Here is a 24,058-nt window from a genome sequence, read left to right as displayed (position 1 = left end):
GGGTGCGCAACCAAGGCCCAACCGCTAAAATAGCGCCTATTGTCGCCGCCTGCATCGCCAGCCGGTCCTCCCAGTTCTTCCCCCAACAATCTATGACGCTCAATCTGCACCCCATGGTCAATGTGGCCATCAAGGCCGCCCGCACTGCCGGTTCCATCATCAACCGCGCTGCTTTGGACATCGAATCCGTTCGTGTGTCGCAAAAAAAGGCCAATGACTTCGTCACCGAAATCGACCATGCTGCAGAACAAGCGATCATTGAAACCCTGCTGACGGCCTACCCCGGCCACGGCATCTGGGCCGAAGAATCCGGCAAGGAACACGGCGCGCCCGACTCCGAATACGTCTGGATCATCGACCCCCTGGACGGTACCACCAACTTCATCCACGGCCTGCCTGTGTACTGCGTCAGCATCGCGCTGGCCGTGCGCGGCAAGGTCGAGCATGCCGTGGTCTATGACCCCACGCGCAATGACCTGTTCACCGCCACCAAGGGCCGCGGCGCTTTCCTCAACGACCGCCGCATCCGTGTGTCCAAGCGCACCCAGCTGAAGGAGTCGCTGATCTCCACCGGATTCCCCTTCCGCCAAGGCGACAACTTCAACCAGTACCTGCAGATGATGGGCGACGTGATGCAGCGCACCGCCGGCCTGCGCCGCCCAGGTTCCGCCGCGCTGGACCTGGCCTATGTGGCCGCCGGCTATACCGAAGGCTTCTTCGAACTGGGCCTGCAGCCCTGGGACGTGGCCGCTGGCTCGCTGCTGGTGACCGAGGCCGGTGGCCTGGTGGGCAACTTCACGGGTGAAGCCGAGTTTCTGGACCAGCAGGAAATGCTGGCCGGTACGCCGCGTGTCTATGGCCAACTGGTGAGCCTGCTGGGCAAGTACAGCAAGTTCGCGCCCGCCGGTGAGAAAGCCGCCCTGCGCCAGGCCGCCATCGCTGCGGACAACAGCGCAGAAGCCCCCGCTTCAGACGCCTGATTCCACGCGAGTCTGGCCTTGCCCCGCTAGCGGCAGGGCCTCCACCGGCATGGGGCGGCCAAACAGATAGCCCTGGAACAGCGTGCAGCCGTTCTGCAGCAGAAAGTCGCGCTGCCCGGCTGTTTCCACCCCCTCTGCCACCACTCCAAGTCCCAGACTCTGGCCTAACGCCAGCACGGTGCGGGCAATGGCCGCATCGTTGGGGTCGGTCAGCACGTCGCGCACAAAGGACTGGTCGATCTTGAGCTGCTCCAGCGGCAGGAGCTTGAGGTAGGACAGGGACGAATACCCGGTCCCGAAATCGTCCAGCGAGAACTTCAGTCCGCTCAGGCGCAGCTCCGTCATCTTGCGCACGGCGTCGTCCGCATCGCTGAGCAGCAGGCTCTCCGTCAGCTCCAGCTTCAGGTTCAGCGGGTTGGCCCGCGTGGCCAGCAAGGTGGCAGCCACCTGGTCCACAAAATCGGGATGGCGGAACTGGCGAGCGCTCACGTTCACCGCAATCGTCAGCCCCGCCGTGGCCGGATCCTCGGACCACTGGGCCAACTGACGGCAGGCGGTCTCCAGCACCCAAGCACCCAAAGACAAGATCAAACCGGTCTGTTCGGCCATGGAAATGAAGGCATTCGGCGAGACCATGCCCCGCTGTGGGTGCTGCCAACGCACCAGGGCCTCGGCCCCGACCATGCAGCCCTGCGTATCCACCACGGGCTGGTAGTACACCACCAGCTCCTGGCGCTGCAGGCCCTGCCGCAGGTCCTGCTCCAGCGCCGTGCGCTGGGCTACCAGCGCCTGCATGGCAGGGTCGAAGAAACGCAGGGTATTGCGCCCGGCCGCCTTGGCCTCGTACATGGCCAGGTCCGCCTGTTTGAGCAGCTCGTCCACCGTCTGCTCCTGCTGCCCGAACAGGGTGATACCAATGCTGGGCGTGCTGTGGTGCTCCATGTCCCCCAACAGGTACATCTGGTTGAGGCTGGCAATCACCTTCTTGCCGACCTGCTCCACATGCGCCATGGCCAGCACCGGGTCCCGCTCCAGGCTGTGCAGCATGACCACGAATTCATCTCCGCCCAGGCGCGCCACCGTGTCGGCCTGGCGCACGCAGGCCACCAGGCGCTGGGCCACATCGCGCAGCAGCAAGTCGCCCACATCGTGGCCCCGGGTGTCGTTGAGATCCTTGAAGTTGTCCAGATCGATGAACAGCAAGGCCCCCACCGATTTGTCGCGCCCAGCCAGCACCAGCGCCTGCTGCAGACGGTCGATGAGCAGACGGCGATTGGGCAAGCCGGTCAGCACATCAAAGAACGCCAGCCGCTCAATCTTTTCTTCCGCCAGCTTGCGCCCGGTGATATTGCGACCCACGCCGCGGTAGCCCTGGAAGCGGCCTTGCGCATCGAAAATGGGGGCGCCGCTGATGGACATCCAGTACACCCGGCCCTCCGCATCGACATCGCACAGTTCCAGCTCGCGGAATTCCGCATGGGACTCCAGCAAAGCGCGGTGCGCGTCCCAGTCCGCTTCGGACATGTTGGCGGCGCCAACCTCCCATCGGGTCTTGCCCAGACCCCGGCTGCCCGACACGCCCAGCTTGCCCGCCACCGAGCCATCAAAGCGTACAAAGCGGAACTCTGCATCCTGCTCCCAGAACCAGTCGGACGACAGGTGCGTGAGCGAGCGAAAGCGCGCTTCACTCTCCAGCAAGGTGGCCTGCGCAGCCTTGTGTTCGGTGATGTCATTGAGGTAGACCACCGCATGCGCCTCGCCACCCAGGCTCAGGCGCGTCCCGGTCATGAGCAACAGGAGCTTGCGGCCATCGCGCGTGGTGAAGGGCACCTCCTGGTGCGGCGGCAGATTTGGCCGGTCGAACGCAGCGTCACGAATCTCCTTGCTGGACCAGAAGCCCAGGTCCAGGGAGGTGCGGCCCATGGCTTCCTGCCAGGAGTAGCCGGTCAGGCGCTCCCAGCGCCGGTTCACATCGACGTAGGCCCCATCGCTGATGCGATTCACCGAGATAGCCGCCGTGCTGCGCACGAAGAGCGCGTCCAGCATGTCGTACTGCCGGCGACCGGACGCCTCCAGCGCTGCCAGCGCACCACGCAGCCGCTCCACCTCGGCCTGCAGGCGTTCCACACTGTCCAGGGGTTCTGGTTGCGCGTTCTGGCTCATGGGGCGGGCAGCTTGAGCTGCTCAACCGGCACGGGCCGTGCAAAGAAGTAGCCCTGAAACGCCTTGCATCCGTTGCGCAACAGAAAGTCGCGCTGCCCTTCGGTTTCCACCCCTTCGGCCACCACGCCCAAATCCAGGCTGCGGGCCAGGTTGAGGATGGTGCGGGCGATGGCCGCATCGTTGGGGTCGGTCAGCACGTCGCGCACAAAGGACTGGTCGATCTTGAGCTGGTCCAACGGCAGGCGCTTGAGGTAGGCCAGGCTGGAATAGCCGGTACCAAAGTCGTCCAGCGAAAACCCCACCCCAATGGAACGCAACTCGCTCATCTTGTCGATCACCTCGTCAAAGTCGGACAGCAACAGGCTCTCGGTCAGTTCGAGCTTGAGCCGGTAGGGGTTGGCGCCCGAAAGGCGCAACAGGTTCAGGATGTGGTTGGAAAAATCGGGGTGCTTGAATTGGCGCGCGCTCACATTGACAGCCATGGTCAGGCGCTGGGTATGCGGCTTGGCGCTCCAGGCCACCAGTTGGGCGCAGGCCGCCTCCAGCACCCACTGGCCCAGCGGCAGGATCAGCCCGGTTTGCTCGGCCACAGGGATGAACTCATTGGGCGGCACCAGCCCGCGCTCGGGATGCTTCCAGCGGAGCAGGGCTTCCACGCCGGTGACATGGCCCTGGTCGTCGACCACGCTCTGGTAGTACAGCATGAACTCCTCACGCGACAGGCCCTGACGCAGGTCTGCCTCCATGGCAGCGCGTGCCGAAGCGGCAGCCTGCATCTCGGGGTCGAAAAAGCGCAGCGTATTGCGCCCTGCGCCCTTGGCCTGGTACATGGCCAAGTCGGCACGCTTGAGCAGTTCGTCGACCGAGTGTTGCTGCTGGTAGAACAGGGTGACACCGATACTGGGAGAGCTGTGCAGCGTGTGGCTGCCCAGCGCGAACTGCTGGTTGAGCGACTGCAGCACTTTCTTGGCCACCATCTCGGCCTGGCTGGCGGCCTCGGCAGGCTGCGGGTCCAGCTCTTCCAGCATGACGACGAACTCGTCGCCCCCCAAGCGCGCCACCGTGTCCACATCACGCACACATTCCTGCAGCCGGCTGGCAACCTGTTGCAGCAGCAGGTCGCCCATGTGGTGGCCCAGCGTGTCGTTAAGGATCTTGAAGTTGTCCAGGTCAATGAACAGCAGCGCGCCATGGTGGCGGTGGCGCACGCTGGTGGCGACGGCGTGTTCCAGCCGGTCGATCAGCAGGCGCCGGTTGGGCAGACCGGTGAGCGCATCAAAGAAGGCCAGGCGCTCAATTTCGGCTTCGGCCTGCTTGCGCGCCGAAATGTCCCGGCCTGTACCGCGGTAGCCGCAGAACTCGCCCTGCGCGTTGAAGATGGGCGCTCCACTGATGGACGCCCACATATACGTACCGTCCTTGAGCACACGCTGCATCTCGAAATCGTGGAAGGTCTCGTGCGCCATGACCTGCGCCTTGTGGGCCTCCCACTGGGCCGGGCTCACGCCCAGCGCACCGGAGTCCCAGCGCGTGCGGCCAATCGCGGCATCGGATGCCAGTTTGGCGCTGCTCAGGCCATTGCCGTCGACGCGCACAAAACGGTACTCCGCATCCTGCTCCCAGTACCAGTCAGAGGACAGGGCGGAGAGGCTGCGGAAGCGCTCTTCGCTGGCCTGCAGGCGCTCTTGGGCCTCTTTCTGGGGCGTGATGTCGGTGATGGAGCCGCAAAACAGCACCGAGCCGTCCTCCTGCCGCTCCGGCAGGGAGTTGCCCAGCATCCAGCGCACGCCACCGTCGGGTGCAAGCACCCGGAATTCGCAGTGCCAAGGCACAACACGCATCATCGCGTCCCAGGTGCTCTTGCGCACCAGGTCCGCGTCGTCGGGATGAATGCCGCGGAACAACAAGGTCGGATCGGCATAGACCTGCTCCGGCGTCACCCCGTAGATCTGCTCCACCCCTGCACTGACAAACGGGAAGATGAAGCGCCCATCCGCCCACATCTGGTACTCGTACACCAGGCCCGGGGCACGGCTGGTGATTTTGTGGATGAAGGCCAGGCGGTTTTCCAGGCTCTGGCGCACACGCTGCTCGTCTGTGAACTCCTGGATCACGCCCATCTCGGCCTGCACCACGCCGTCCTTGAACTGCTGGTAAAAGCGCGCCCGCACCCAGATCAGCTCGCCATCAGGCCGGCGCCAGCGGTACTCCACCACCGCACCGTCCATGCGCTGCAGCGCCTGTTCGACCTGGGGCCGGTCCTCCGGTTCCAGGCTCTCGATCAGCTGGCCGCGCCGCAACTGGGTCTGCTCACCCAGACCACCGATGTGTGCAGCCCCGCGCGAGATCTGCAGCTCCTGGCTGTCCGGGTGGGTCACCCAGTGGCCCACCTTGGCCAGGGACTCCGTGAGTTCGTAGAGCTTGACCTGGCGGTTGAGCGTGTCATTGGCCTTTTCCAGCGCCTGCTCGCCGGCCCGCAGGGCCTCGTGGGCCAGCCGCTCGGCCGTCACGTCGCGCAGGTAGAGCAGGATGTAGGTCTCGCCCTGCTCGATCACCCGGGCCGCATTCATGCGCACCACCCGCGGGTTGCGGTCCTTCATCACCAGCGTGACGTCGGCGTCCACCACCCGCCCGCCCTGATAGAGCGGCGCAAACACACGTTCACGCTCCGAGGGGTCCAGCCAATGGCCCAACTCGACGGCAGTGCGTCCCAGCGCTTCGTCGCGTGAATAGCCGGTCAGGTGCAGCCACTCGGTATTGACTTCGACCAGCACGCCGTCCTGCGCGCGGATCAGGGCAATGGCCTCCGGGCTGCAGTCAAAAATGGTCTTGAATACGCCCGGTGTCAGGCCCCATGCCCCGCCGGACACGCCGGGCTGCGCGCCGGGCGGTAGGGGCTGGTTGGGCAGGGGCGGGGACTTCACGGACACAGGAGACTCGCCAGAGTGGGACTGCCCGCATCATAGGGCTTCAAAGCAGGCTCCGTCACGCTGGACAACCCCTAGGAAATCCGGCGCGGCCAGCGAAGTTGATAGACTTCTTTGGATGACCGAAACGGCCCCTCCCCACACCCCCATGATGCAGCAGTATCTGGGTCTCAAAGCCCAGTACCCCGGCACCCTGCTCTTCTACCGCATGGGGGATTTTTACGAGATGTTCTACGCCGATGCCGAGAAGGCCGCACGCCTGCTCGACATCACGCTCACGCAGCGCGGCCAGTCGGCCGGCGAACCGGTCATCATGGCCGGCGTGCCCTTCCATGCCATGGAGGGTTACTTGGCCAAGCTGATCCGCCATGGTGAGTCGGTCGCCATCTGCGAACAGGTGGGGGAAGTGGGCGCGGCCAAGGGCCCGGTGGAACGCAAGGTGGTGCGCGTGGTCACCCCCGGCACGCTGACCGACGCCGAGCTGCTGAACGAAAAGTCCGAATCGATTTTGATGGCCGTGCACCAGGGCCCGCGCAACCGCTGCGGCCTGGCCTGGCTCTCCGTCACGCAGGGCGTGGTGTTTTTGGCCGAGTGCGCGCCCGATGAGGTGAATGGCTGGATCACCCGTGTGGCCCCCAGCGAGCTGGCCTACAGCGCCAGCTGCACCACCACGTTTGAAGACCGCCTCAAGCGCCTGCGCTCTACGAGTAACGCGCTGTACCTCACGGCCCGGCCCGAATGGCAGTTTGACAGTGCTTTAGGCCAGCGCAAACTGCTGGACGCGCTGCAGGCCGCCAGTCTGACCAGCTGGCACGCGCAAGACCTGCCGCTGGCCCACGCCGCCAGCGCCGCGCTGCTGGGCTATGCCGAGCACACGCAGGGCCGCGCGCTCACGCACATCCACAGCGTGCAGGTACAGCGCAATGACGCGTTGATCGACCTGCCCGTGACCACGCGCCGCAACCTGGAGCTGGTGCAAACCTTGCGCGGCGAGGACAGCCCCACGCTGTTCAGTCTCATCGACACCTGCATGACCGGCATGGGCAGCCGCATGCTCAAAAGCTGGCTACTGGAACCCCAGCGCGACCGCACCGAGGCGCAGCACCGGCTGCAGGCCATCGGAGTTTTGCGCAACAACTTCTGGCAAACCCTGCGCGGCCAGCTCAAGGGCTGCGCCGATGTGGAGCGCATCACCGCGCGCACCGCACTGCGCCAGGTGCGCCCCCGTGAACTCGTGGCCCTGGTGGTAACGCTAAAAAAAACGGAGCTACTTGCGCAACATCTACGCGGGCTGGACGGCTATTTGGCCCATATTGCAGAGCAGCTGCAGCCCCCTGGGGACGCGACGGCCCTGCTGGCCCGCGCCATAGACCCCGAGCCCGCCGCACTGGTGCGCGATGGCGGCGTGATCGCCAACGGCTTTGACGCCGATCTGGACGAGCTGCGCGCCATCCAGACCAATTGCGATGCGTTTTTGCTGGACCTGGAGGTGCGCGAGAAAGCGCGCACCGGCATTGCCAACCTACGCGTGCAGTTCAACAAGGTGCACGGCTTCTACATCGAGGTCACCACCGGCCAAGTGGACAAGGTGCCCGACGACTACCGCCGCCGCCAGACGCTGAAGAACGCCGAGCGCTTCATCACCCCAGAGCTCAAGGCCTTTGAAGACAAGGCCCTGAGCGCGCAGGAACGTGCGCTGGCGCGCGAGAAGTATTTGTTCGAGCAGGTGCTGGACCAGTTGCAGGCGCACATTCCCCAGCTCACGCGCGTGGCACGCGCGCTGGCCGCACTGGACGCGCTGTGCGCGCTGACCGAGCGCGCACTCACGCTGGACTGGTGCGCCCCGCAGTTTGTGGCCGAGCCTTGCATTGACATTGAAGCCGGCCGCCACCCGGTGGTGCAGGCACGGCTGGCCGAGTTGAGCAGTGGCAACTTCATTGCCAATGACGCGCGCTTTGGCCCCAAGCAGCGCATGCAGATCATCACTGGCCCCAACATGGGCGGTAAGTCCACCTACATGCGCCAGGTCGCCCTCATCGTGCTCTTGGCCAGCATGGGCAGCTATGTGCCCGCCAAGGCCTGCCGCCTGGGGCCCATCGACGCCATCCACACCCGCATCGGCGCGGCCGATGACCTGGCCAATGCCCAGTCCACCTTCATGCTGGAGATGACCGAGGCCGCGCAGATCCTGCACAGCGCCACGCCGCACAGCCTGGTGCTGATGGACGAGATTGGCCGCGGCACCAGCACCTTCGACGGCCTGGCCCTGGCGTCGGCCATCGCCACCCAGCTGCACGACAAGACGCAAGCCTTCACGCTGTTTGCCACCCACTACTTCGAACTCACCGAGTTCCCCGCCACCCACCACGCTGCCATGAACGTGCACGTGAGCGCGGCCGAGGCCGGGCGCGACATCGTCTTCCTGCACGCCATCGAACCCGGCCCGGCCAGCAAGAGCTACGGCGTGCAAGTGGCTCGCCTGGCGGGCATGCCCGCGGCCGTGCTGAACCATGCGCGCCACACGCTGGACGCGCTGGAGGCCCATGCCTCCGAGCAACAGCTGCAAGTCGACCTCTTCGCCGCCCCCCCTGCCCTGGAAGCCCCACCGGCAAGCGCCGTGGAAAGCGCCTTGGCAGGCATCAACCCCGACGTCATGAGCCCGCGCGAGGCCATGGATGCGCTGTACCAGCTGAAAGCGCTCGCCGCGCGCGGCTGACTACCGCCTTCTACAATCCAGGTTTACGCCTCCCAGAACGACAACAATGACCTACTGCGTCGCCCTCAAACTTAACGCCGGACTGGTGTTTCTCTCCGACTCGCGCACCAACGCGGGTCTCGACCAGATCAGCACCTTCCGCAAGATGATCGTGTACGAGAAGCCGGGCGACCGCTTCATGGTGCTGCTCTCGGCCGGCAACCTGTCCATCTCACAGTCGGTGCGTGAAATCCTGCAGATCGAGCGACTCAAGGACCACGAGGAAGACGAAGGCATCACCATCTGGAATGCCAAGAGCATGTTTGATGCGGCCCGCGTGTTGGGCTCGGCCATCCGCAAGGTGCAGGAGCGCGATGGCGCGGCGCTGAAGAACGCGGGCGTGGACTTCAACGTGTCGCTGATCTTCGGCGGTCAGATCCAGGGCGAAGGCATGCGCCTGTTCCAGGTCTATTCGGCTGGCAATTTCATCGAAGCCACACCAGAGACACCCTACTTCCAGGTGGGTGAGTCCAAGTACGGCAAGCCGGTGCTGGACCGCGTAATCACGCCACACACCCCGCTGGACGAAGCCGCCAAGTGCGCGCTGGTGTCCATGGACTCCACGCTCAAATCCAACCTCTCGGTGGGCCTGCCGCTGGACATGGTGGTCTACGAAGCCAATACCTTTGCCACCGACAAGGTGGTCTGCATCGACGAAAACAACCCCTACTTCCAGATGTTGCACAGCAGCTGGGGCCAGAAGCTGCGCGAAGTGTTTGACAGCATCGAGGACCCGATGTGGAATGGCGGGCAGACCGAAGTGCCGCTGCTGGTTCCCAGCGCCCGCAGCCTACCCCTGAAGAAGATCACAACGCCTGACGAGAAACTGATTTAGCCCGGCTTGATGTCCACCATCGTTTTCTCCCACGCCAACAGCTTTCCCGCCAGCACCTACAAGCTGCTGTTCAAGAGCCTCAAGGCCCGGGGCTATAGCGTCAAGGCCCTGGACAAATACGGCCACGACCCGCGCTACCCCGTCACCGACAACTGGCCCCATGTGGTGCAGCAGCTGGTGGACTACGCCAGCAAAGTGGTCGAAAAGGCTGGCGAACCCGTCTGGCTGGTCGGCCATTCGCTGGGCGGGTTTCTCAGCCTCATGGCGGCAGCCCGCCACCCTGAGTTGGCCAAGGGCGTGGTGCTGATCGACTCCCCCATCCTGGGCGGTTGGCGCTCCAAGGCGCTGGGCCTGGTCAAGACCACGCAGCTGGTTGGCTCCATCTCGCCAGGCGCGGTGAGCCGCGCGCGCCGCAACAGCTGGCCCAGCCTGGAGGCTGCCTTCGAGCACTTCCGCCACAAGAAGGCCTTTGCCAAATGGGACCCGCAGGTGCTGCAGGACTATGTGGAGGCCTTCCCCGAGGACGCCGATGGCAAGCGCACACTGGCTTTTGACCGCGCGATTGAAACCGCCTTCTACAACACCCTGCCCGACAACCTGGACCGCCTGCTGGCGCGCCATCCGATCAAATGCCCCGTGACCTTCATCGGGGGAGACCAGTCCGAGGAAATGAAGCAGGTCGGCATGGCCATGACCGAAAAGGTCACCAAGGGTCGCATCATGATGCTCGATGGCAGCCACCTTTTCCCCATGGAAAAGCCGCTGGCCACAGCGGCGGCGCTGGAAGCCGCGTTGCGGAACATGGAGCGCTGACGCAGCATGGACACCAGCCTGCAAGAGCAACTGGACCGCCTGCACGAGCAGGTTCAGGCCTTGCAGTCCAAGAACAGGCAGTTGCAGGCCGCGCTGGACGAACAGCAAACCCTGGCCAGCCAATGGCTGGAACGCCGCACGCGCGAATTGCAGGCCGAAGCCCGGGAACAGAAAAAGGCCGAGGCCTTGCAAAATGTGTTCTACCGGATTGCCGAACGCGCAACGGCCGGGCTCTCGCTGTACGACTTTCTGAAGACCGTGCACCAGCTGCTCGGTGAGCTGCTGTATGCCAAGAACTTTTATGTGTGCCTGAGCCACCCGTCCAGGAATACGGTGGACTTTCCGTACTACGAGGACGAGAAAGATGGCGACACCATGCAGCGCTATGGTGTTCCGCGCAGCCGGGGCATGACCGAGTTCGTGCTGCGTACCGCCAAACCCCAGCTCATCAGCGCAGCGCGCTTTGCCGAGTTGCAGGCCAATGGCGAAATCACCGAGGCTACCGGCGACCTCACCTTCAGCAGCTGGCTGGGTGTTCCCATGCAGATGGAGGGCAAGGTACGCGGTGTGCTAGTGGTGCAAGGCTACGAGCCCAATGTGCACTACTCCGAGGCGGACGCCGACATCCTGGGCTTTGTGGCCAACCACGTGGGGGCCGCGCTGGAACGGCAGCAGGCCATCGAGGACATGCGCAACTCCGAGGCACGCTACCGCTCGGTGATCGAGAACGTGGGCGTGGGCGTCGTGGTGGTGCAGGACGGGCGCATGGTGTTTGCCAACCCCAGCATGGTGCGCATCGTCGGACATTCGCTGGACTACCTGCTGTCCCAGCCCTTTACCGCCACCATCCACCCGGATGACGTGGCAACGGTGCTGGAGCGGCACCAGCGCCGCCTGCGTGGCGAGACGGTGGAGCTCAACTACACCTTCCGTGTCATCACCGCCACCGCTCAGGTCCGCACGCTGGAACTCTCGGCCGTCTTGATCGAGTGGGGCCAGCGCGATGCCACGTTGCTGTTTGTGGTGGACGCTACGGCCCGCATGCAGGCCGAGGAAACCCAGCGCCAGGCCCTGCAACAGCAGATCGCGCTCAACGATCTGAAGGCCCGCTTCATCACCATGGCCTCGCACGAGTTCCGCACGCCATTGGCCACCATCCACGGATCGGTGGAACTGTTGCAGCACTACCAGGACCGCATGCCCGCCGACAAGAAGCAGCAGACGTTGCAGCGGATCGACGACGCCGTGGAGCGCATGACCCACATGTTGGAGAACGTGCTGGTCATTGGCCGCACCGATGCAGGCCGGCTGGAATTCAAGCCCCGCAGCCTGAGCGTCACCGCCTTCTGCAACGGCCTGGTTGACGAGCTGCGCAGCGCCATGGCGCGCCAGCTCGACAAGGTCGACCTGCAGATCAGTCTGCCCCCGGTGGAACAGCACTACTGGCTGGACGACACTCTGATCCGCAACATCGTGGGCAACCTGCTCTCCAATGCCATCAAGTACTCACCCCACGGTGGCACGGTCCGCTTTATGGTGACCGAGGAAGAGGCTGCGCTGGTGTTCACCGTGTCCGACCAGGGCATTGGCATACCCGCTGCCGACCAGGCCCAGCTCTTTGTGAGCTTCCACCGGGCCAGCAATGTGGGACCGATTGCGGGCACGGGCCTGGGCCTGTCCATCGTCAAGGAAGCCGCTACCTGCCATGAAGGCAGCATCACGCTGGAAAGCGCCGTTGGCCAGGGCAGTACCTTCCGGGTGCAGTTGCCCACCCACCGTTGCGCGCCGGAGCTCTGAGCCCATGAAAATCTTGATCGCCGAAGACGAACCTTCCCTGCGCGAGAACCTCCAATGGATGCTGGAGCTGGAGGGCTACGAAGTGATGGCCGCCTGCGATGGCGCCGACGCGCTGGACCAGGCCCGACAGCAGCGCCCCGACCTGGTGTTGACCGATGTGATGATGCCCGTGCTGGACGGCTACGGCCTCATACGCGCGCTGCGCGAGGACGCCCGTACGGCCACCGTACCCATCATCATGCTTACCGCCAAGGCCGACCGGGGCGATGTGCGCACCGGCATGAACCTGGGTGCGGACGACTACCTCACCAAGCCCTGCCGCCGCGAGGAATTGCTCGAAGCCGTGCAGGCCCGCCTGCAGCGCAGCAGCAGCCTGGAGCAGGCCGCCCAGCGCCTGCAAAACGAAACCCGCTACGCCATGCAGATCGACACGCTCACGGCCCTGCCGGGGCGTGACCTATTCGAGCAACAGCTCGAAGCTGCGCTGGCGCAGCACCCGGGCGTGGCCCTGCTCTGCCTGGGCCTGGACGGCTTTGCCAAGATCAACGAGTCGCTGGGCACCGGCGTGGGCGACATGGTGCTGCGCGAGGTGGGCAAGCGCCTCAACCTCTTCTCCACCCAATGGGAGCAGCCCACGGCGCACGACGCGGTGGGCCGCATCGGCGGTGACCAGTTCGCCCTGTGCATGGCCGGCATGCAGCAGGAAGAGCGCCTGCATCTGCGTGCCGCCGAGCTGCTGCAGCGTCTGGCCCAGCCTTACCATGTGAGCGGGCACGCGCTGTACCTGACCGCCAGTGCCGGCGCCAGCCTGTACCCGGCCCAGGCCGACAGTGCGCACGCCTTGCTGCTCAACGCAGAATCGGCCCTGCACCACGCCAAACCCAGCGGCCCGGGGACCTATGTGTACTTCGACGCCGCGATGAACCGCCAGGTGGCGCGTTCACTGCAGATCCACAACGAGCTGCACCACGCCATGGCCCAGGGGCAGCTGCAGGTCTACTACCAGCCGCAGGTGCAGATTGCCACCGGCAAGGTGGTGGGCTTCGAGGCCCTGCTGCGCTGGCACCACACCACGCTGGGCTGGATACCGCCGTCCGAGTTCATCCCCATCGCCGAGCAGAGCGGCATCATCGTGCAGATCGGCCAGTGGGTCATGCACACCGCCGCTGCGCAGGCCGCGCAGTGGCTGGCCCAGGGACACAGCGGCTTTCGCATGGCGGTCAACCTCTCGGTGCGCCAGTTCGCCGGCAAGAACCTGCCGGCCCTGGTGGCCCAGGTGCTGCAGGACACCGGCCTGCCCGCGCACATGCTGGAGCTGGAAGTGACGGAAAGCATGGCCCTGCAAAGTGTGTCCTCCACCCTGGCCACGCTGCACGCCTGCAAAGCGTTGGGCGTGAAGCTGGCGATGGACGATTTCGGCACCGGCTACTCCAGCCTGGCCTACCTCAAGCAGTACCCGCTGGACGCCCTCAAGATCGACCAGGCGTTTACGCGCAACATCACGCAGGACGCGGGGGATGCAGCCATTACCCGGGCCATTGTGGCGATGGCGCACAGCTTTGGGATGACTGTCGTCGCTGAAGGCGTGGAGACGGTGGCGCAGCTGGAGTTTTTGCGGGGGTTGGACTGCGAGGAGTTCCAGGGCTACCTGTTCAGCAAGCCAGTGCCTGCTGACGAGGCGGTTCGGTGCTTTGCTGGGTATCTCGGGTAGTTCGCAACACCCGCTTTTTTGGACACCCACTCCCCCAGCCCCTCGCCCCGTCGGCGAGGGGAGCCTTTAACAGCCATATTTGACTGCTGCACTCCGGCTACGGGGGCGCATGCGAGGGGTTGCCACCATTAGTTCGGTCCACGGCCAGCGCCTGCGGTTGTGGGACTTCGGAGAGATCGGTATGCACACGCTGGCGGCAGCGCCCGCCAGTGGCTCCGCGCCTACCTCTCCCCTTTCACCACAACCGTTGGCACTGGCCGTGGACCGAACTAACGGTGGCGACCTATCCCTGTAGCCCCGTAGTCGGCGCGCCAACACCAAATGAAACTCCCCCTTTCCGCCCCGGCGGGGGCGGAAAGGGGGCTGGGGGGATAGGGGGGGGAAAGCGAGGTCCCCCGCAGGGCAAAAACCTACCGCAGCATCAAGCCGCCCAAGTCACCCACCCCGTCCAGGCAGTAACAAGAACCACAACCCCAAACACAATCCGGTAATACGCAAACCCCACAAAGCTGTGCGTAGAGATGAACTTCAACAACCACCGCACACACAGCCAAGCGCTGACAAACGAGAACACCAGCCCCACCGCAAACAACGGAATGTCCGCCACCGACAGCAGCGCCCGCTCCTTGTACAGGCTGTAAACACCCGCCCCGATCAGCGTCGGAATGGCGAGAAAGAAGGAAAAGTCGGTCGCCGCCCTGCGCGACAGGCCCAACAGCATGCCGCCAATGATGGTGGCGCCGCTGCGGCTGGTGCCGGGCACCATGGCCAGGCATTGCACCAGTCCGACCTTGAGGGCGTCCAGCGGCGTCATGTCGTCCACCTCGGACACACGCACTGCTTGCGGGTTGCGCGCCTGGCGACGTTCGGCCCAGAGGATGATGAAACCGCCCACGATGAAAGTGGTGGCGACGATGACGGGTGTGAACAGGTGTGCCTTGATGTACTTGCCAAACAGCAGGCCCAGCACCACGGCGGGCACAAAGCCGATAAAGACGTTGAGCGCAAAGCGCTGCGCACTTTTCTGCGACGGCAAAGCCGCCAGCGTATCGCGGATCTTCTGCCAATAGACCAGGATCACGGCAAAGATGGCGCCGGTCTGGATGGCAATGTCGAAGACCTTGGCCTTGTCGTCGTCGAAGCCCAGCAGCGCGCCGGCCAGGATCAGGTGCCCCGTGCTCGAAATCGGCAAAAACTCCGTCAACCCCTCGACCACGCCCATGATGGCGGCCTTGATCAGCAATGCAATGTCCAAGATACGTACTCCGGTGTTAGAAACAAAATAGGGCTCCAGCCCCCGTATTATCTGCGCGAGCAGCTCACTTATTCATAGCGCAGCGCCTGGATTGGTAACAGTTTGGCAGCCCGGCGTGCCGGGTAGTAGCCAAAGAACACGCCCACCAGCCCCGAGAAGCCCACCGCAAGCAGGATGGCGCCCACACTCAGTGATACCTGCCAGCCCGCAAAGTGCCCGACGGCCCAGGTAGCCACCGCGCCCAGCAGCACACCCACCGCACCACCCAGCACGCTGAGTGTCACCGCCTCAATCAGGAACTGCGCCAGGATGTCGCGCCCGCGCGCGCCCACCGCCATGCGCAGGCCGATCTCCCGCGTGCGCTCGGTCACGCTCACCAGCATGATGTTCATGATGCCGATGCCGCCAATCACCAGGCTGATGCCGGCCACCGCGGCCAGCAACAGTGTCATCACGCGGCTGGACTCTTCCTGCGCCTGCAGGATCTCGGTCAGGTTGCGCACCACGAACGGGTCTTCCACCCCCTCCTGCACCTTGAAGCGCTGGCGCAGCAGACCCTTGATGCTCTCCTCCACCGCCTTCATGTCCTGGCCGTCACGCACCTTCACGCTGATTGCGCCCACGCGCTTGAGGCGGCTGGTCGCGTCGCCGCCCCAGATCCGGTTGCGCAGCGTGCCCAGCGGGATCATCACCACATCGTCCTGGTCCTGCCCCATGGAGTTCTGGCCCTTGGGCGTGAGCACGCCGATCACGGTGATGGGGATGTTGCGCACCCGCATGACCTGGTCCACCGGGTCCGCGTCGCCAAACAGCTCGCGCGCCACGGTGCTGCCAATCCACGCCACCTTGGCCGAACCAGACAGCTCGGCCGCATCGAACAAACGCCCGCTGGCCAGCGGCCAATCGCGCGCCTCCAGGTAGTCGTTATTCACACCGATGATGCTGCTGCCCCAGTTGGTATTGCCCACCACCAGTTGCCCCGTGGTGCGCGAGGTGGGCGCAGCCGCCTGCACCTCGGGAATCTCCAGCGCAATGGCCAGCGCGTCTTCCTCGGTCAGGCGCTGGCGCGTCTGCGCACCCAGGCGCACACCGGCCTGCGACACACCGCCGGGCAGCACCAGCATGATGTTGGAGCCCAGCCCCTTCATCTGCTCCTGCACGCGCGCCGTCGCCCCCTGCCCCACCGCCACCATGGTGATGACGGCGGCCACGCCGATGATGATGCCCAGCATGGTGAGAATGCTGCGCAAGGTGTTCGCAGCGAGGGAGCGCAAAGCACTCCGCAAGGCGGCCCAAGTATTCATAGCCCCCACGCTCCACCGCTTTGCGGGTCGCTGCCCCCCGAGGGGGCCCTCGCGCCTTGGGACGGCCCGGCGGCGCTCGCTCGCAGCGTGTCCTCCACGATGTGCCCGTCCTTGAACACCAGCGTGCGCCGCGCCCAGGCGGCGATGTCGGCCTCGTGCGTCACCAGCACCACCGTCATGCCCTGGCGGTTCAGCTCCGTCAGCAGCTGCATGATGTCTTCACTGGTCTGTGAGTCCAGCGCGCCCGTGGGCTCGTCGGCCAGGATGAGCTGCGGGCTGTTCACCAGCGCGCGCGCAATCGCCACGCGCTGCTGCTGCCCGCCCGAGAGTTCGGCCGGCGTATGCCCGGCGCGCTGGCCCAGGCCCACGCGCTCCAGCGCGGCGCGGGCGCGCTCGTGGCGCTGCGCCGCTGGCACACCGGCATAGACCATGGGCAGCTCCACGTTTTCCAGCGCGCTGGTGCGCGGCAGCAGGTTGAACTGCTGGAACACAAAGCCGATGCGCCGGTTGCGGATGCTGGCGAGTGCGTCGGGCGCCATGGCCTGCACGGCCTCGCCGGCCAGGTGGTAGGTGCCGGTGCTGGGCTGGTCCAGGCAGCCCAGGATGTTCATGAGTGTGGACTTGCCCGACCCTGAGGCGCCCATGATGGCCACCATCTCGCCCTCGGCAATGTCCAGCGACACGCCGCGCAGGGCGTGCACCGTCTGGTCACCCATGGTGTAGGTCTTGGTCAGCTCCCGCGCAGTAATGAGCGCGGTCGTGGGGGTCCCCGTCATGCCGGCCTCAGAACGGAGCGCGCGGACTGTTAGGGCGTGCGCCATTGCTCTGCGTGCCAACGACCACCTCCGCCCCTTCTGTCAATGCGGCGGCGGCCGGGCTATTCGGCCAAAGCAACAACTCGGTCGTGCTGCCATCCGACACACCAGCGCGCACAGCGTAGGCCATCGGCTTGCCATCGGCACCCAGCACATAAACGCGGCTGCGGTTGGGTCGGCCGTCTCCCCGCCCTTCGCCACCGCGCGGACCCTTGCGGCGTGCGTCGGGGCCCGAAGCAGCAGCCACGGGTGCCGAGGCCTCCCCTGCTGGCGCCATGGCATGGCTGGCTGCAGACGCTGGTGGCGCCGCTGGCTCCACGCCCTCGATGCGCATGCGCAGCGCCGCATTGGGCACGCGCAAGACGTTCTCGCGCTGGTCGGTCACCACGCGCACATTGGCCGTCATGCCGGGCAGCAGCTTGCCCTCCTTGTTGGCAAAACGCACGATGGCCACATAGGTCACCACGTTGGCCACATTGGTGGCCGCCTTGCGCACCTGGCGAATCTCGCCCTGGAAGGTCTGGCCCGGGAAGGCATCCACATTGAAGCTGGCCTTCTGGCCCGGCTGCAGGCGGCCCACATCGCTCTCGTCAATCGCCGCCTCCACCTGCATGTCCGATAGGTTCTGCGCGATCACGAACAGCTCGGGCGCCTGCAGGCTGCTGGCCACGGTCTGGCCGCGCTCGATGGTCCGCTTGATGACGATGCCGTTGACGGGCGACGTGATACGGGTGCGCGCCAAATCAATGCGCGCCTGGGCCAGCGCCGCCTCGCGCTGGGCCACATTGGCCTGCGCCGTCTTCACCTGGGCCTGGGCCACGCCCACCTGCGCCTGCACGGCCTTGAGCGCCTCCGTGCTGGTGTTGACCAGGGCGCGCGCCTTGTCCGCCTCGCTCTGGGCGATGAACTGCTTTTCCACCAGGCTTTGCTTGCGCTCGAAATCGCGCCGCGCCTCGTCCAGGTCCACCTGCGCGCGCGACACCTGCGTCTGCGCCGCAGCCACGCCGGCCTGGCCGGTCAACACCGCGGCATGCGCCGCGTCCACATCGGCCTGGGCCGAGCGCACGCGGTATTCAAAGGTTTCCGGGTCAATCTGGGCAATCAGTTGGCCGGCCTTCACCTCGTCGTTGAAGTCCACCAGCACATCCCGGATCTGGCCGCTCACCTGGGTCCCCACGCTGACCTGCGACACCGGGCTCACCGCCCCGCTGGCTGCTACCGTGGCCTGCAGCGGACCTCGCGTGATGGGGGCGGTGCGGTAGGCCACTGCGGCGCCCGCGCTGTTCTGCATCCACCACCAGGCCCCCGCACCCAGCGCTGCCACCAGCACCGCAGCGCTGACTATCCGTATCTTGTTCATCCCCCGATTCTAGAAAGCCCCCATGGCGCGGCCGTGACGGTGCGGCCAAGCCCCGCCCCCAAACCCGGAAACCGCCGCCAGAAACGGCCGCATCTGGCGCCGCTTTCCTGCATTTCGCGCCCGCCAAGCCGCATTTCGTCGCACACCGCTGGGCGCCGCCCGCCCCGCCCGGCACAGTCCCGCCATCACACGCAACCGAGGACCCTTGCCATGAACAATCCCCTCATCACCCACACCCCTTTCTGGGTCTGGCCCCTGCTGGCCGCCCTGATCTTTCTGGGCCTGCGCCAGACGCTGACCCAGCAGGCCAGCCTGCGCCGCATCACGCTGGTGCCGCTCATCCTGGTGGGCCTGTCCCTCATGGGCACGGCCCAAGCCTTTGGCGGCCAGGTGCTGTCCTTGCTGGTGTGGTTCAAGGTCGCTGTCAGCATGGCCTGGTGGGTACAGCAGCGCCCGCTGGCCGAAGGCACCCGCTATGACCTGGCGAGCGAACGCTTCACCCTGCCCGGCAGCTGGGTGCCGCTGGGCCTGATGATGGGCATCTTCATCACCAAGTACGCCGTGGGCGCCACCCAGGCGCTGAGCCCGGCCCTGCTGCAGCAGACGCCGGTCGCCGTGGGCGTGAGCGCGTTATTTGGCCTGTGCAGCGGCATTCTGGTGGGCCGCGCCATCCGCCTCTGGCGCCTGGCCGCGCAGACCGATGCCCACTGGCATGGTGCACCCCAGCCAGCGCGCGCGTCGGCCTGAACCGGGAGAGCTGCCGTGGAACTCACCCCCGTTATCGCCATCCATATGAGCACCGCGCTGGCCGCCGCGGCCCTGGGCCCGATCGCGCTCTGGGCGCGCCAGGGCGCCACCCAGCGCCCCAAGCTGCACCGCGCCATTGGTTACGCCTGGGTCACGCTGATGCTGGTGGCCGCGCTCTCGGCTCTCTTCATCCGCGACTTCCTGATGCCCAATCTCTGGGGCTTCTCGCCCATCCACCTGTTCATCCCGCTGACCCTGTTCGGGCTCTTTGGTGCCTTCTGGTATCTGGCGCACCACAACATCCGCGCCCACCGCAAGACCATGCTGGGCCTGTACTTCGGGGGCTGCCTGGGCGCGGGGGCGTTTGCCCTTGCACCGGGCCGCTACCTGGGCCAGTTGGTCTGGGGCCAGTGGCTGGGCTGGCCATGAGCCGCCGCGCCCCCTGCCATCGATAGAATGCCCCTCACTATGTCCATGCCCCTGAGCCCCGAAGAGATTGATCGCCTGGCGCGCAAACGTGCCAGCGCCAAGCTGGGCTGGTACATCCACGCCACGGTCTATGTACTGGTCAACCTGCTGATCTTCTCCATGTCGCAATACGCCTTTGGCACGCGCCCCTGGTCGCTGGGCCCGCTGCTGGGCTGGGGCCTGGGTCTGGTGCTGCACGGCGTGTCGGTCTTTGTGCTGGGCAGTGGCTCGGGCCTGCGTGAGCGCATGGTGCAGCGCGAGCGCGAGCGCATCGAGCGCAGCCAGCGCTGAGGGCTGCCGCCATGCGCTGGGACGGCATCAACAAGCTGCAGCACCTGCTGCAGACCTGGGCCTTCTGCTTGGCCATTGCCGCGCTGCAGTACGCCTTCCAGCCCGAGAAACCCTACGCCCCGCTCTTGGCCTATTCGCTGGCCATAGGCACTTTCATCTGGGCCATCATCGACCTGGGGCGCCACCTGTTCCCCTCGGCCGCAGAAACGGGCTGGCCGACTGGTTTTGCAGGCGTATCGCTGATGGCGGGCGGTATCGTGGGGGGCTACTTCATCGGCAACTTCATCGCCGACCAGCTCTGCCGCACCTTTAACTGGTACGCCGGCTACCCCATCCCCGACCGTGCCGTGGACCTGCGCAACAGCATCCTCATCACGCTGACCGCCGGCATCGCAGGCACCTACTATTTCTACACGCTCAACAAGAGCGCCTACCTGCAGCGCAAGATGACCGAAGCAGGCCACCAGGCGGCCGAGGCACGGCTCAAGCTGCTGGAGGCGCAGTTGGAGCCGCATATGCTGTTCAACACGCTGGCCAATCTGCGCGCCCTCATTGCCGTGGACCCGCAGCGCGCCCAGACCATGCTGGACCACATGATTGCCTATCTGCGCGCGACGCTGAGCGCCTCGCGCGCCGACACCAGCCGCCCGCACACCCTGCGCGACGAATTTGCCCGCCTGCAGGACTACCTGGAGCTCATGGCCATTCGCATGGGGCCGCGCCTGCAGTTCGCGCTGGAGCTGCCCGAGGCGCTGGCCAGCCAGCCCGTGCCGCCGCTGTTGCTGCAGCCGCTGGTGGAAAACAGCATCCAGCATGGGCTGGAGCCCAAGGTGGAGGGCGGCCGCATCACCCTGCGTGCCAGCCAGCAAGGCACCCTGTTGTGCCTGGAGGTGGACGACACCGGCCTGGGCATGGACCCCACGCCCGCCACCCCACCACAGGCAGGCAGCGGCTTCGGCCTGCAGCAGGTGCGCGAGCGCCTGGCCACGGCCTTCGGCACGCTGGCTACTATCAAAATAGTAGCTGCCCGCGCAGAAGGAACGCGGGTCAGCATCACTTTTCCCTTGAAACCATGACAGGCTTCACGGCACTCATGGCCGAAGACGAGCCCCTGCTGGCCCAGGCCCTGCAGGCCGAACTGGCGCGCGCCTGGCCCGAATTGCAGGTGCTGCGCACGGTGGGCGACGGTGCTTCCGCCGTGGAGGCTGCGCTGGAGTTGCAACCCGATGTGCTGTTTTTCGATATCCGCATGCCCGGCCTGGGTGGTCTGGAAGCCGCCGCCGAGCTGGCCGACGCCTGGCCTGCCGATGGCCCACAGGCACGCCCCTTCCCCGCCCTGGTGTTTGTCACGGCCTACGACCAGTACGCCGTACAGGCCTTCGAGGCCGAGGCGGTGGACTACCTGCTCAAGCCCGTGCAGCCCCAGCGCCTGCAGAAAACCGTGGCAAAACTGCAGCTAGCCCTCGCCAAACGTGCGCAAACAGCTACAGAAACCATAGCAAACCCGCAGCAGACGCTGGACGCCACTCTGGCCCAGCTGCGCGGCCTGCTGGCCCAACCCGCTGCCGCCGCACCAGCCGCACCGCTGGAGGTGCTGCAGGCCAGCGTGGGCAACAGCATCCACCTGGTGCCCGTGGCGGAGGTGATCTATCTGGAGGCAGCCGACAAGTACCTGCGCGTGCTGACCGCCACGCACGAATACCTGCTGCGCACCCCGCTCAAGGAACTGCTGCCCCAGCTCGACGCCCACCAGTTCTGGCAAACCCACCGCGGCACCGTGGTGCGGGCTGCGGCCATCCGCAGTGTGAGCCGCGACGAAGCCGGCCGCCTGAGCCTCACCCTGCACCACCGCAGTGAGAAACTGCCCGTAAGCCGGCTGTACGCGCACCGCTTCAAAGCCATGTAGCACGCGGACGCAGCGGCCCGGCCGGTATGCGGCCGCTAGGGTAAACCACAGGCTGTGTGGCATGGGGGTTGCGTAGGTAGCTCCCTACAATCCACCACTTCTCCTTACTAGGAACCCAAGATGCAACTGAATCTCCTGCGCCGCCGCACCCTAAGCCTGCTGGCCGTGTCTGCTGTTGTTTCCAGCACCCTGCTGATCCAGGGCTGCGACTCCACTCCCTCCGTCATCAAGATTGGCGTAGCCCAGCCCCTCACCGGCAACCTTGCCGCGTTGGGCCAGGACTTGCTCAACGGCGTCAATCTGGCTGTGGAGGAAATCAACAAGGAAGGCTTCAAGGTCAAGGGCAAGCCCGTGACGATTGAGGTCATTGCCGTGGACGACCGCGCCAACGCGGAGACCGGCAAGGAAGTAGCCAAGCAGCTGGTCGACGCCGGCGTCGTGGCCGTCATTGGCCACCTGAACTCGGGCGTGAGCATTGCTGCCGCCCCGATCTACGCCGAAAAGGGCATCCCCGAGCTCTGCATCTGCACCAACCCCAAGTTCACCCAGCTGGGCTTCGATACCACCTTCCGACTGGTGGGTAACGACACCCTGCAAGCCAAAGCCATTGGCAGCTATTCCGCCTCCCAGTTCGTGGGCACCAAGGTGGCCCTGCTCGACGACGGCACGCCCTACGGCAAGGACCTGGCCGCAGGAGCCGGCACCCAACTCAAGGCCGGCAAGAAGGAAATCGTGCTCCAGCAATCGCTGGACGACAAGACCACCAAGTTCGATGAACTGGCGCAAAAGATCAAGGCAGGGGGCGTCGAAATCATCGTCACCACGCTGAACGACTTCCAGGTGCTGGCGCTCATGGAAGCCCTCAAGGCCGTGAGCTACACCAACGTCAAGATACTGGGCGGCGACACGATCAAGACCACGCTCATGCTCAAGGGCAGCGGCATGGTCAACGGCCTGTACGCCACCTCCCCCAGCCTGGAGGCACGCGAGTTCACCGCCGGCGGCGCCTTCCTGGACAAGTACCGCGCCAAGTACAAGATCGATCCCGCCTACGCCGGCCACTACACCTACGACGCCATGTACGTGCTGGCCGCAGCCATCCGTCGCGCGGAATCCGCCAAGCCCAAGGACATCGTGGCCATGCTGCGCAAGATCGACGGCTACGCACCAGTAACCGGGTCCATGAAATGGGATGCGCAGGGCGAACAGCGCTACGGCGTGATCGGCGTGTACAGTGCCAATGGCGGGCTCTGGGAATCGCAGATGCGCTCCGACAACTGGTAAGCCCGCGCCAACCAGGCCACCTAGGAGACAAGCCATGACCTTGCGTTACACCACAGTGCCCAACACCCTGCCAGAGAGCAAGATGCGCCTGTACCCCACCAAGGTCATCAACATCATCGGTGGGCCTGGCAGCGACAAATCCCTGTTCTCCGCGGCCATCGTCCTGTACCTGCACCTGCACAACAAGACGGCGGAAACCATCCCCGACTTTGCCAAGTCCCTGGTCTGGCAACAAAACTATGAAGTGCTGAAGAACCAGTACTTCATTGCCCAGCGCCAGTACGAGATGCTCAACCTGCTCGACGGGCAGGTGCAGTTCCTCATCACCGAATGCTCGCTGCCACAGGTGCTCTACTACAACGCGAACTACCCCGAGAACATCTGCGACGTGGCCAAGACGCGCGCGCAGATCCTCGAGTGGTACCGCCAGCATGACAACATCAACGTGTTTGTCGAGCGCGGCGAAAAGAAATACGTGCACACCGGCCGCTTCCAGGACGAGGACCAGGCCCGCGAAGTGGACCGCGGCCTGCGCGCCCTGCTGGTCCACGAGGGACTGCACTACACGGCACTCAAACCGGACGTCGAATCCATCAACGCATTCGCCCAAACGTTGCTGCAGTAAGCAGGCACCAGCACTGTGCACA

The 24,058-nt window shown here is 65.3% G+C and carries 19 protein-coding genes; 13 read left to right on the top strand and 6 right to left on the bottom strand.

The genetic code is table 11. The features are described 5' to 3' along the window. The first annotated feature begins 92 nt into the window (after positions 1-92). Entirely contained in the window at positions 93-980 is an 888-nt protein-coding gene (locus tag AC1RNN_RS14340; protein ID WP_493089976.1) for an inositol monophosphatase family protein, read from the top strand. Here AC1RNN_RS14340 and AC1RNN_RS14335 read toward each other — a convergent pair. Continuing rightward, on the bottom strand, positions 969-3,143 hold the full coding sequence (locus tag AC1RNN_RS14335; protein ID WP_493089977.1) for a putative bifunctional diguanylate cyclase/phosphodiesterase: 2,175 nt from the start codon (positions 3,141-3,143) through the stop codon (positions 969-971). The two genes, AC1RNN_RS14340 and AC1RNN_RS14335, sit on opposite strands and share 12 nt — an antisense overlap. Then, a complete protein-coding gene (locus tag AC1RNN_RS14330; protein WP_493089978.1) occupies positions 3,140-6,073 on the bottom strand; it encodes a sensor domain-containing protein in 2,934 nt (977 codons plus the stop codon). The genes AC1RNN_RS14335 and AC1RNN_RS14330 overlap by 4 nt, the downstream gene beginning before the upstream one ends. Before the next feature lie 115 nt (positions 6,074-6,188). On the opposite strand from AC1RNN_RS14330, the gene mutS reads away from it, so the two are divergent. From mutS to AC1RNN_RS14305, 5 genes are read left to right on the top strand one after another with little or no spacing between them, the layout of a single operon-like run. Further along, positions 6,189-8,786 carry a DNA mismatch repair protein MutS gene (gene mutS / locus AC1RNN_RS14325; RefSeq protein WP_493089979.1) on the top strand — a complete coding sequence of 866 codons (2,598 nt, stop codon included), beginning with the start codon at positions 6,189-6,191 and terminating at the stop codon, positions 8,784-8,786. Positions 8,787-8,832: 46 nt separating this feature from the next. Next, positions 8,833-9,660 carry a proteasome-type protease gene (locus tag AC1RNN_RS14320; protein WP_493089980.1) on the top strand — a complete coding sequence of 276 codons (828 nt, stop codon included), beginning with the start codon at positions 8,833-8,835 and terminating at the stop codon, positions 9,658-9,660. 9 nt (positions 9,661-9,669) lie between these two features. After that, complete coding sequence (locus tag AC1RNN_RS14315; RefSeq protein ID WP_493089981.1) at positions 9,670-10,473, top strand: alpha/beta hydrolase; 804 nt, start codon at positions 9,670-9,672, stop codon at positions 10,471-10,473. Between the two features lie 6 nt (positions 10,474-10,479). Continuing rightward, positions 10,480-12,270 carry an ATP-binding protein gene (locus AC1RNN_RS14310; protein ID WP_493089982.1) on the top strand — a complete coding sequence of 597 codons (1,791 nt, stop codon included), beginning with the start codon at positions 10,480-10,482 and terminating at the stop codon, positions 12,268-12,270. Between the two features lie 4 nt (positions 12,271-12,274). Then, positions 12,275-13,981, top strand: coding sequence for an EAL domain-containing response regulator (locus AC1RNN_RS14305; RefSeq protein WP_493089983.1), 1,707 nt, complete (start codon positions 12,275-12,277; stop codon positions 13,979-13,981). A 421-nt stretch (positions 13,982-14,402) separates the two neighbouring features. On the opposite strand, the gene AC1RNN_RS14300 is transcribed toward AC1RNN_RS14305, so the two are convergent. The 4 genes from AC1RNN_RS14300 to AC1RNN_RS14285 form a co-directional block, all read right to left on the bottom strand. After that, on the bottom strand, positions 14,403-15,236 hold the full coding sequence (locus AC1RNN_RS14300; RefSeq protein WP_493089984.1) for an undecaprenyl-diphosphate phosphatase: 834 nt from the start codon (positions 15,234-15,236) through the stop codon (positions 14,403-14,405). A 68-nt stretch (positions 15,237-15,304) separates the two neighbouring features. Next, positions 15,305-16,486 carry an ABC transporter permease gene (locus tag AC1RNN_RS14295; RefSeq protein ID WP_493089985.1) on the bottom strand — a complete coding sequence of 394 codons (1,182 nt, stop codon included), beginning with the start codon at positions 16,484-16,486 and terminating at the stop codon, positions 15,305-15,307. A 50-nt stretch (positions 16,487-16,536) separates the two neighbouring features. Further along, positions 16,537-17,316, bottom strand: coding sequence for an ABC transporter ATP-binding protein (locus AC1RNN_RS14290; protein ID WP_493089986.1), 780 nt, complete (start codon positions 17,314-17,316; stop codon positions 16,537-16,539). Positions 17,317-17,323: 7 nt separating this feature from the next. Beyond that, positions 17,324-18,715 (bottom strand): efflux RND transporter periplasmic adaptor subunit, encoded by a 1,392-nt coding sequence (locus AC1RNN_RS14285; RefSeq protein ID WP_493089987.1) that lies wholly within the window; start codon positions 18,713-18,715, stop codon positions 17,324-17,326. Between the two features lie 210 nt (positions 18,716-18,925). Between AC1RNN_RS14285 and AC1RNN_RS14280 the strand changes: the two genes are divergently transcribed. The 7 genes from AC1RNN_RS14280 (at position 18,926) to AC1RNN_RS14250 (ending at position 24,036) form a co-directional block, all read left to right on the top strand. Further along, complete coding sequence (locus AC1RNN_RS14280; protein ID WP_493089988.1) at positions 18,926-19,462, top strand: DUF6622 family protein; 537 nt, start codon at positions 18,926-18,928, stop codon at positions 19,460-19,462. A 15-nt stretch (positions 19,463-19,477) separates the two neighbouring features. After that, positions 19,478-19,891, top strand: a complete 414-nt coding sequence (locus AC1RNN_RS14275; RefSeq protein WP_493089989.1) for a DUF2306 domain-containing protein — start codon at positions 19,478-19,480, stop codon at positions 19,889-19,891. Between the two features lie 39 nt (positions 19,892-19,930). Continuing rightward, on the top strand, positions 19,931-20,221 hold the full coding sequence (locus AC1RNN_RS14270; protein WP_493089990.1) for a 2TM domain-containing protein: 291 nt from the start codon (positions 19,931-19,933) through the stop codon (positions 20,219-20,221). A gap of 11 nt (positions 20,222-20,232) precedes the next feature. Next, positions 20,233-21,297, top strand: coding sequence for a sensor histidine kinase (locus tag AC1RNN_RS14265; RefSeq protein ID WP_493089991.1), 1,065 nt, complete (start codon positions 20,233-20,235; stop codon positions 21,295-21,297). Next, positions 21,294-22,127, top strand: coding sequence for a LytR/AlgR family response regulator transcription factor (locus AC1RNN_RS14260; protein ID WP_493089992.1), 834 nt, complete (start codon positions 21,294-21,296; stop codon positions 22,125-22,127). Before AC1RNN_RS14265 ends, AC1RNN_RS14260 begins: the two co-directional genes overlap by 4 nt. Before the next feature lie 120 nt (positions 22,128-22,247). After that, on the top strand, positions 22,248-23,411 hold the full coding sequence (locus AC1RNN_RS14255; RefSeq protein WP_493089993.1) for a branched-chain amino acid ABC transporter substrate-binding protein: 1,164 nt from the start codon (positions 22,248-22,250) through the stop codon (positions 23,409-23,411). Positions 23,412-23,445: 34 nt separating this feature from the next. Beyond that, positions 23,446-24,036, top strand: coding sequence for a hypothetical protein (locus AC1RNN_RS14250; RefSeq protein WP_493089994.1), 591 nt, complete (start codon positions 23,446-23,448; stop codon positions 24,034-24,036). The last annotated feature ends 22 nt before the right edge of the window (positions 24,037-24,058 follow it).

The sequence above is a fragment of the Rhodoferax sp. GW822-FHT02D07 genome, assembly GCF_058802405.1.
This window is presented reverse-complemented; position numbering and strand designations above follow the sequence as displayed.

Coding starts and splice junctions, on each gene's coding strand:
- AC1RNN_RS14340 (WP_493089976.1), top strand. CDS start 93: ATGACGCTCAATCTGCACCCCATGGTCAATGTGGCCATCAAGGCCGCC.
- AC1RNN_RS14335 (WP_493089977.1), bottom strand. CDS start 3,143: ATGAGCCAGAACGCGCAACCAGAACCCCTGGACAGTGTGGAACGCCTG.
- mutS (WP_493089979.1), top strand. CDS start 6,189: ATGACCGAAACGGCCCCTCCCCACACCCCCATGATGCAGCAGTATCTG.
- AC1RNN_RS14320 (WP_493089980.1), top strand. CDS start 8,833: ATGACCTACTGCGTCGCCCTCAAACTTAACGCCGGACTGGTGTTTCTC.
- AC1RNN_RS14315 (WP_493089981.1), top strand. CDS start 9,670: ATGTCCACCATCGTTTTCTCCCACGCCAACAGCTTTCCCGCCAGCACC.
- AC1RNN_RS14310 (WP_493089982.1), top strand. CDS start 10,480: ATGGACACCAGCCTGCAAGAGCAACTGGACCGCCTGCACGAGCAGGTT.
- AC1RNN_RS14305 (WP_493089983.1), top strand. CDS start 12,275: ATGAAAATCTTGATCGCCGAAGACGAACCTTCCCTGCGCGAGAACCTC.
- AC1RNN_RS14290 (WP_493089986.1), bottom strand. CDS start 17,316: ATGACGGGGACCCCCACGACCGCGCTCATTACTGCGCGGGAGCTGACC.
- AC1RNN_RS14285 (WP_493089987.1), bottom strand. CDS start 18,715: ATGAACAAGATACGGATAGTCAGCGCTGCGGTGCTGGTGGCAGCGCTG.
- AC1RNN_RS14280 (WP_493089988.1), top strand. CDS start 18,926: ATGAACAATCCCCTCATCACCCACACCCCTTTCTGGGTCTGGCCCCTG.
- AC1RNN_RS14270 (WP_493089990.1), top strand. CDS start 19,931: ATGTCCATGCCCCTGAGCCCCGAAGAGATTGATCGCCTGGCGCGCAAA.
- AC1RNN_RS14265 (WP_493089991.1), top strand. CDS start 20,233: ATGCGCTGGGACGGCATCAACAAGCTGCAGCACCTGCTGCAGACCTGG.
- AC1RNN_RS14260 (WP_493089992.1), top strand. CDS start 21,294: ATGACAGGCTTCACGGCACTCATGGCCGAAGACGAGCCCCTGCTGGCC.
- AC1RNN_RS14255 (WP_493089993.1), top strand. CDS start 22,248: ATGCAACTGAATCTCCTGCGCCGCCGCACCCTAAGCCTGCTGGCCGTG.
- AC1RNN_RS14250 (WP_493089994.1), top strand. CDS start 23,446: ATGACCTTGCGTTACACCACAGTGCCCAACACCCTGCCAGAGAGCAAG.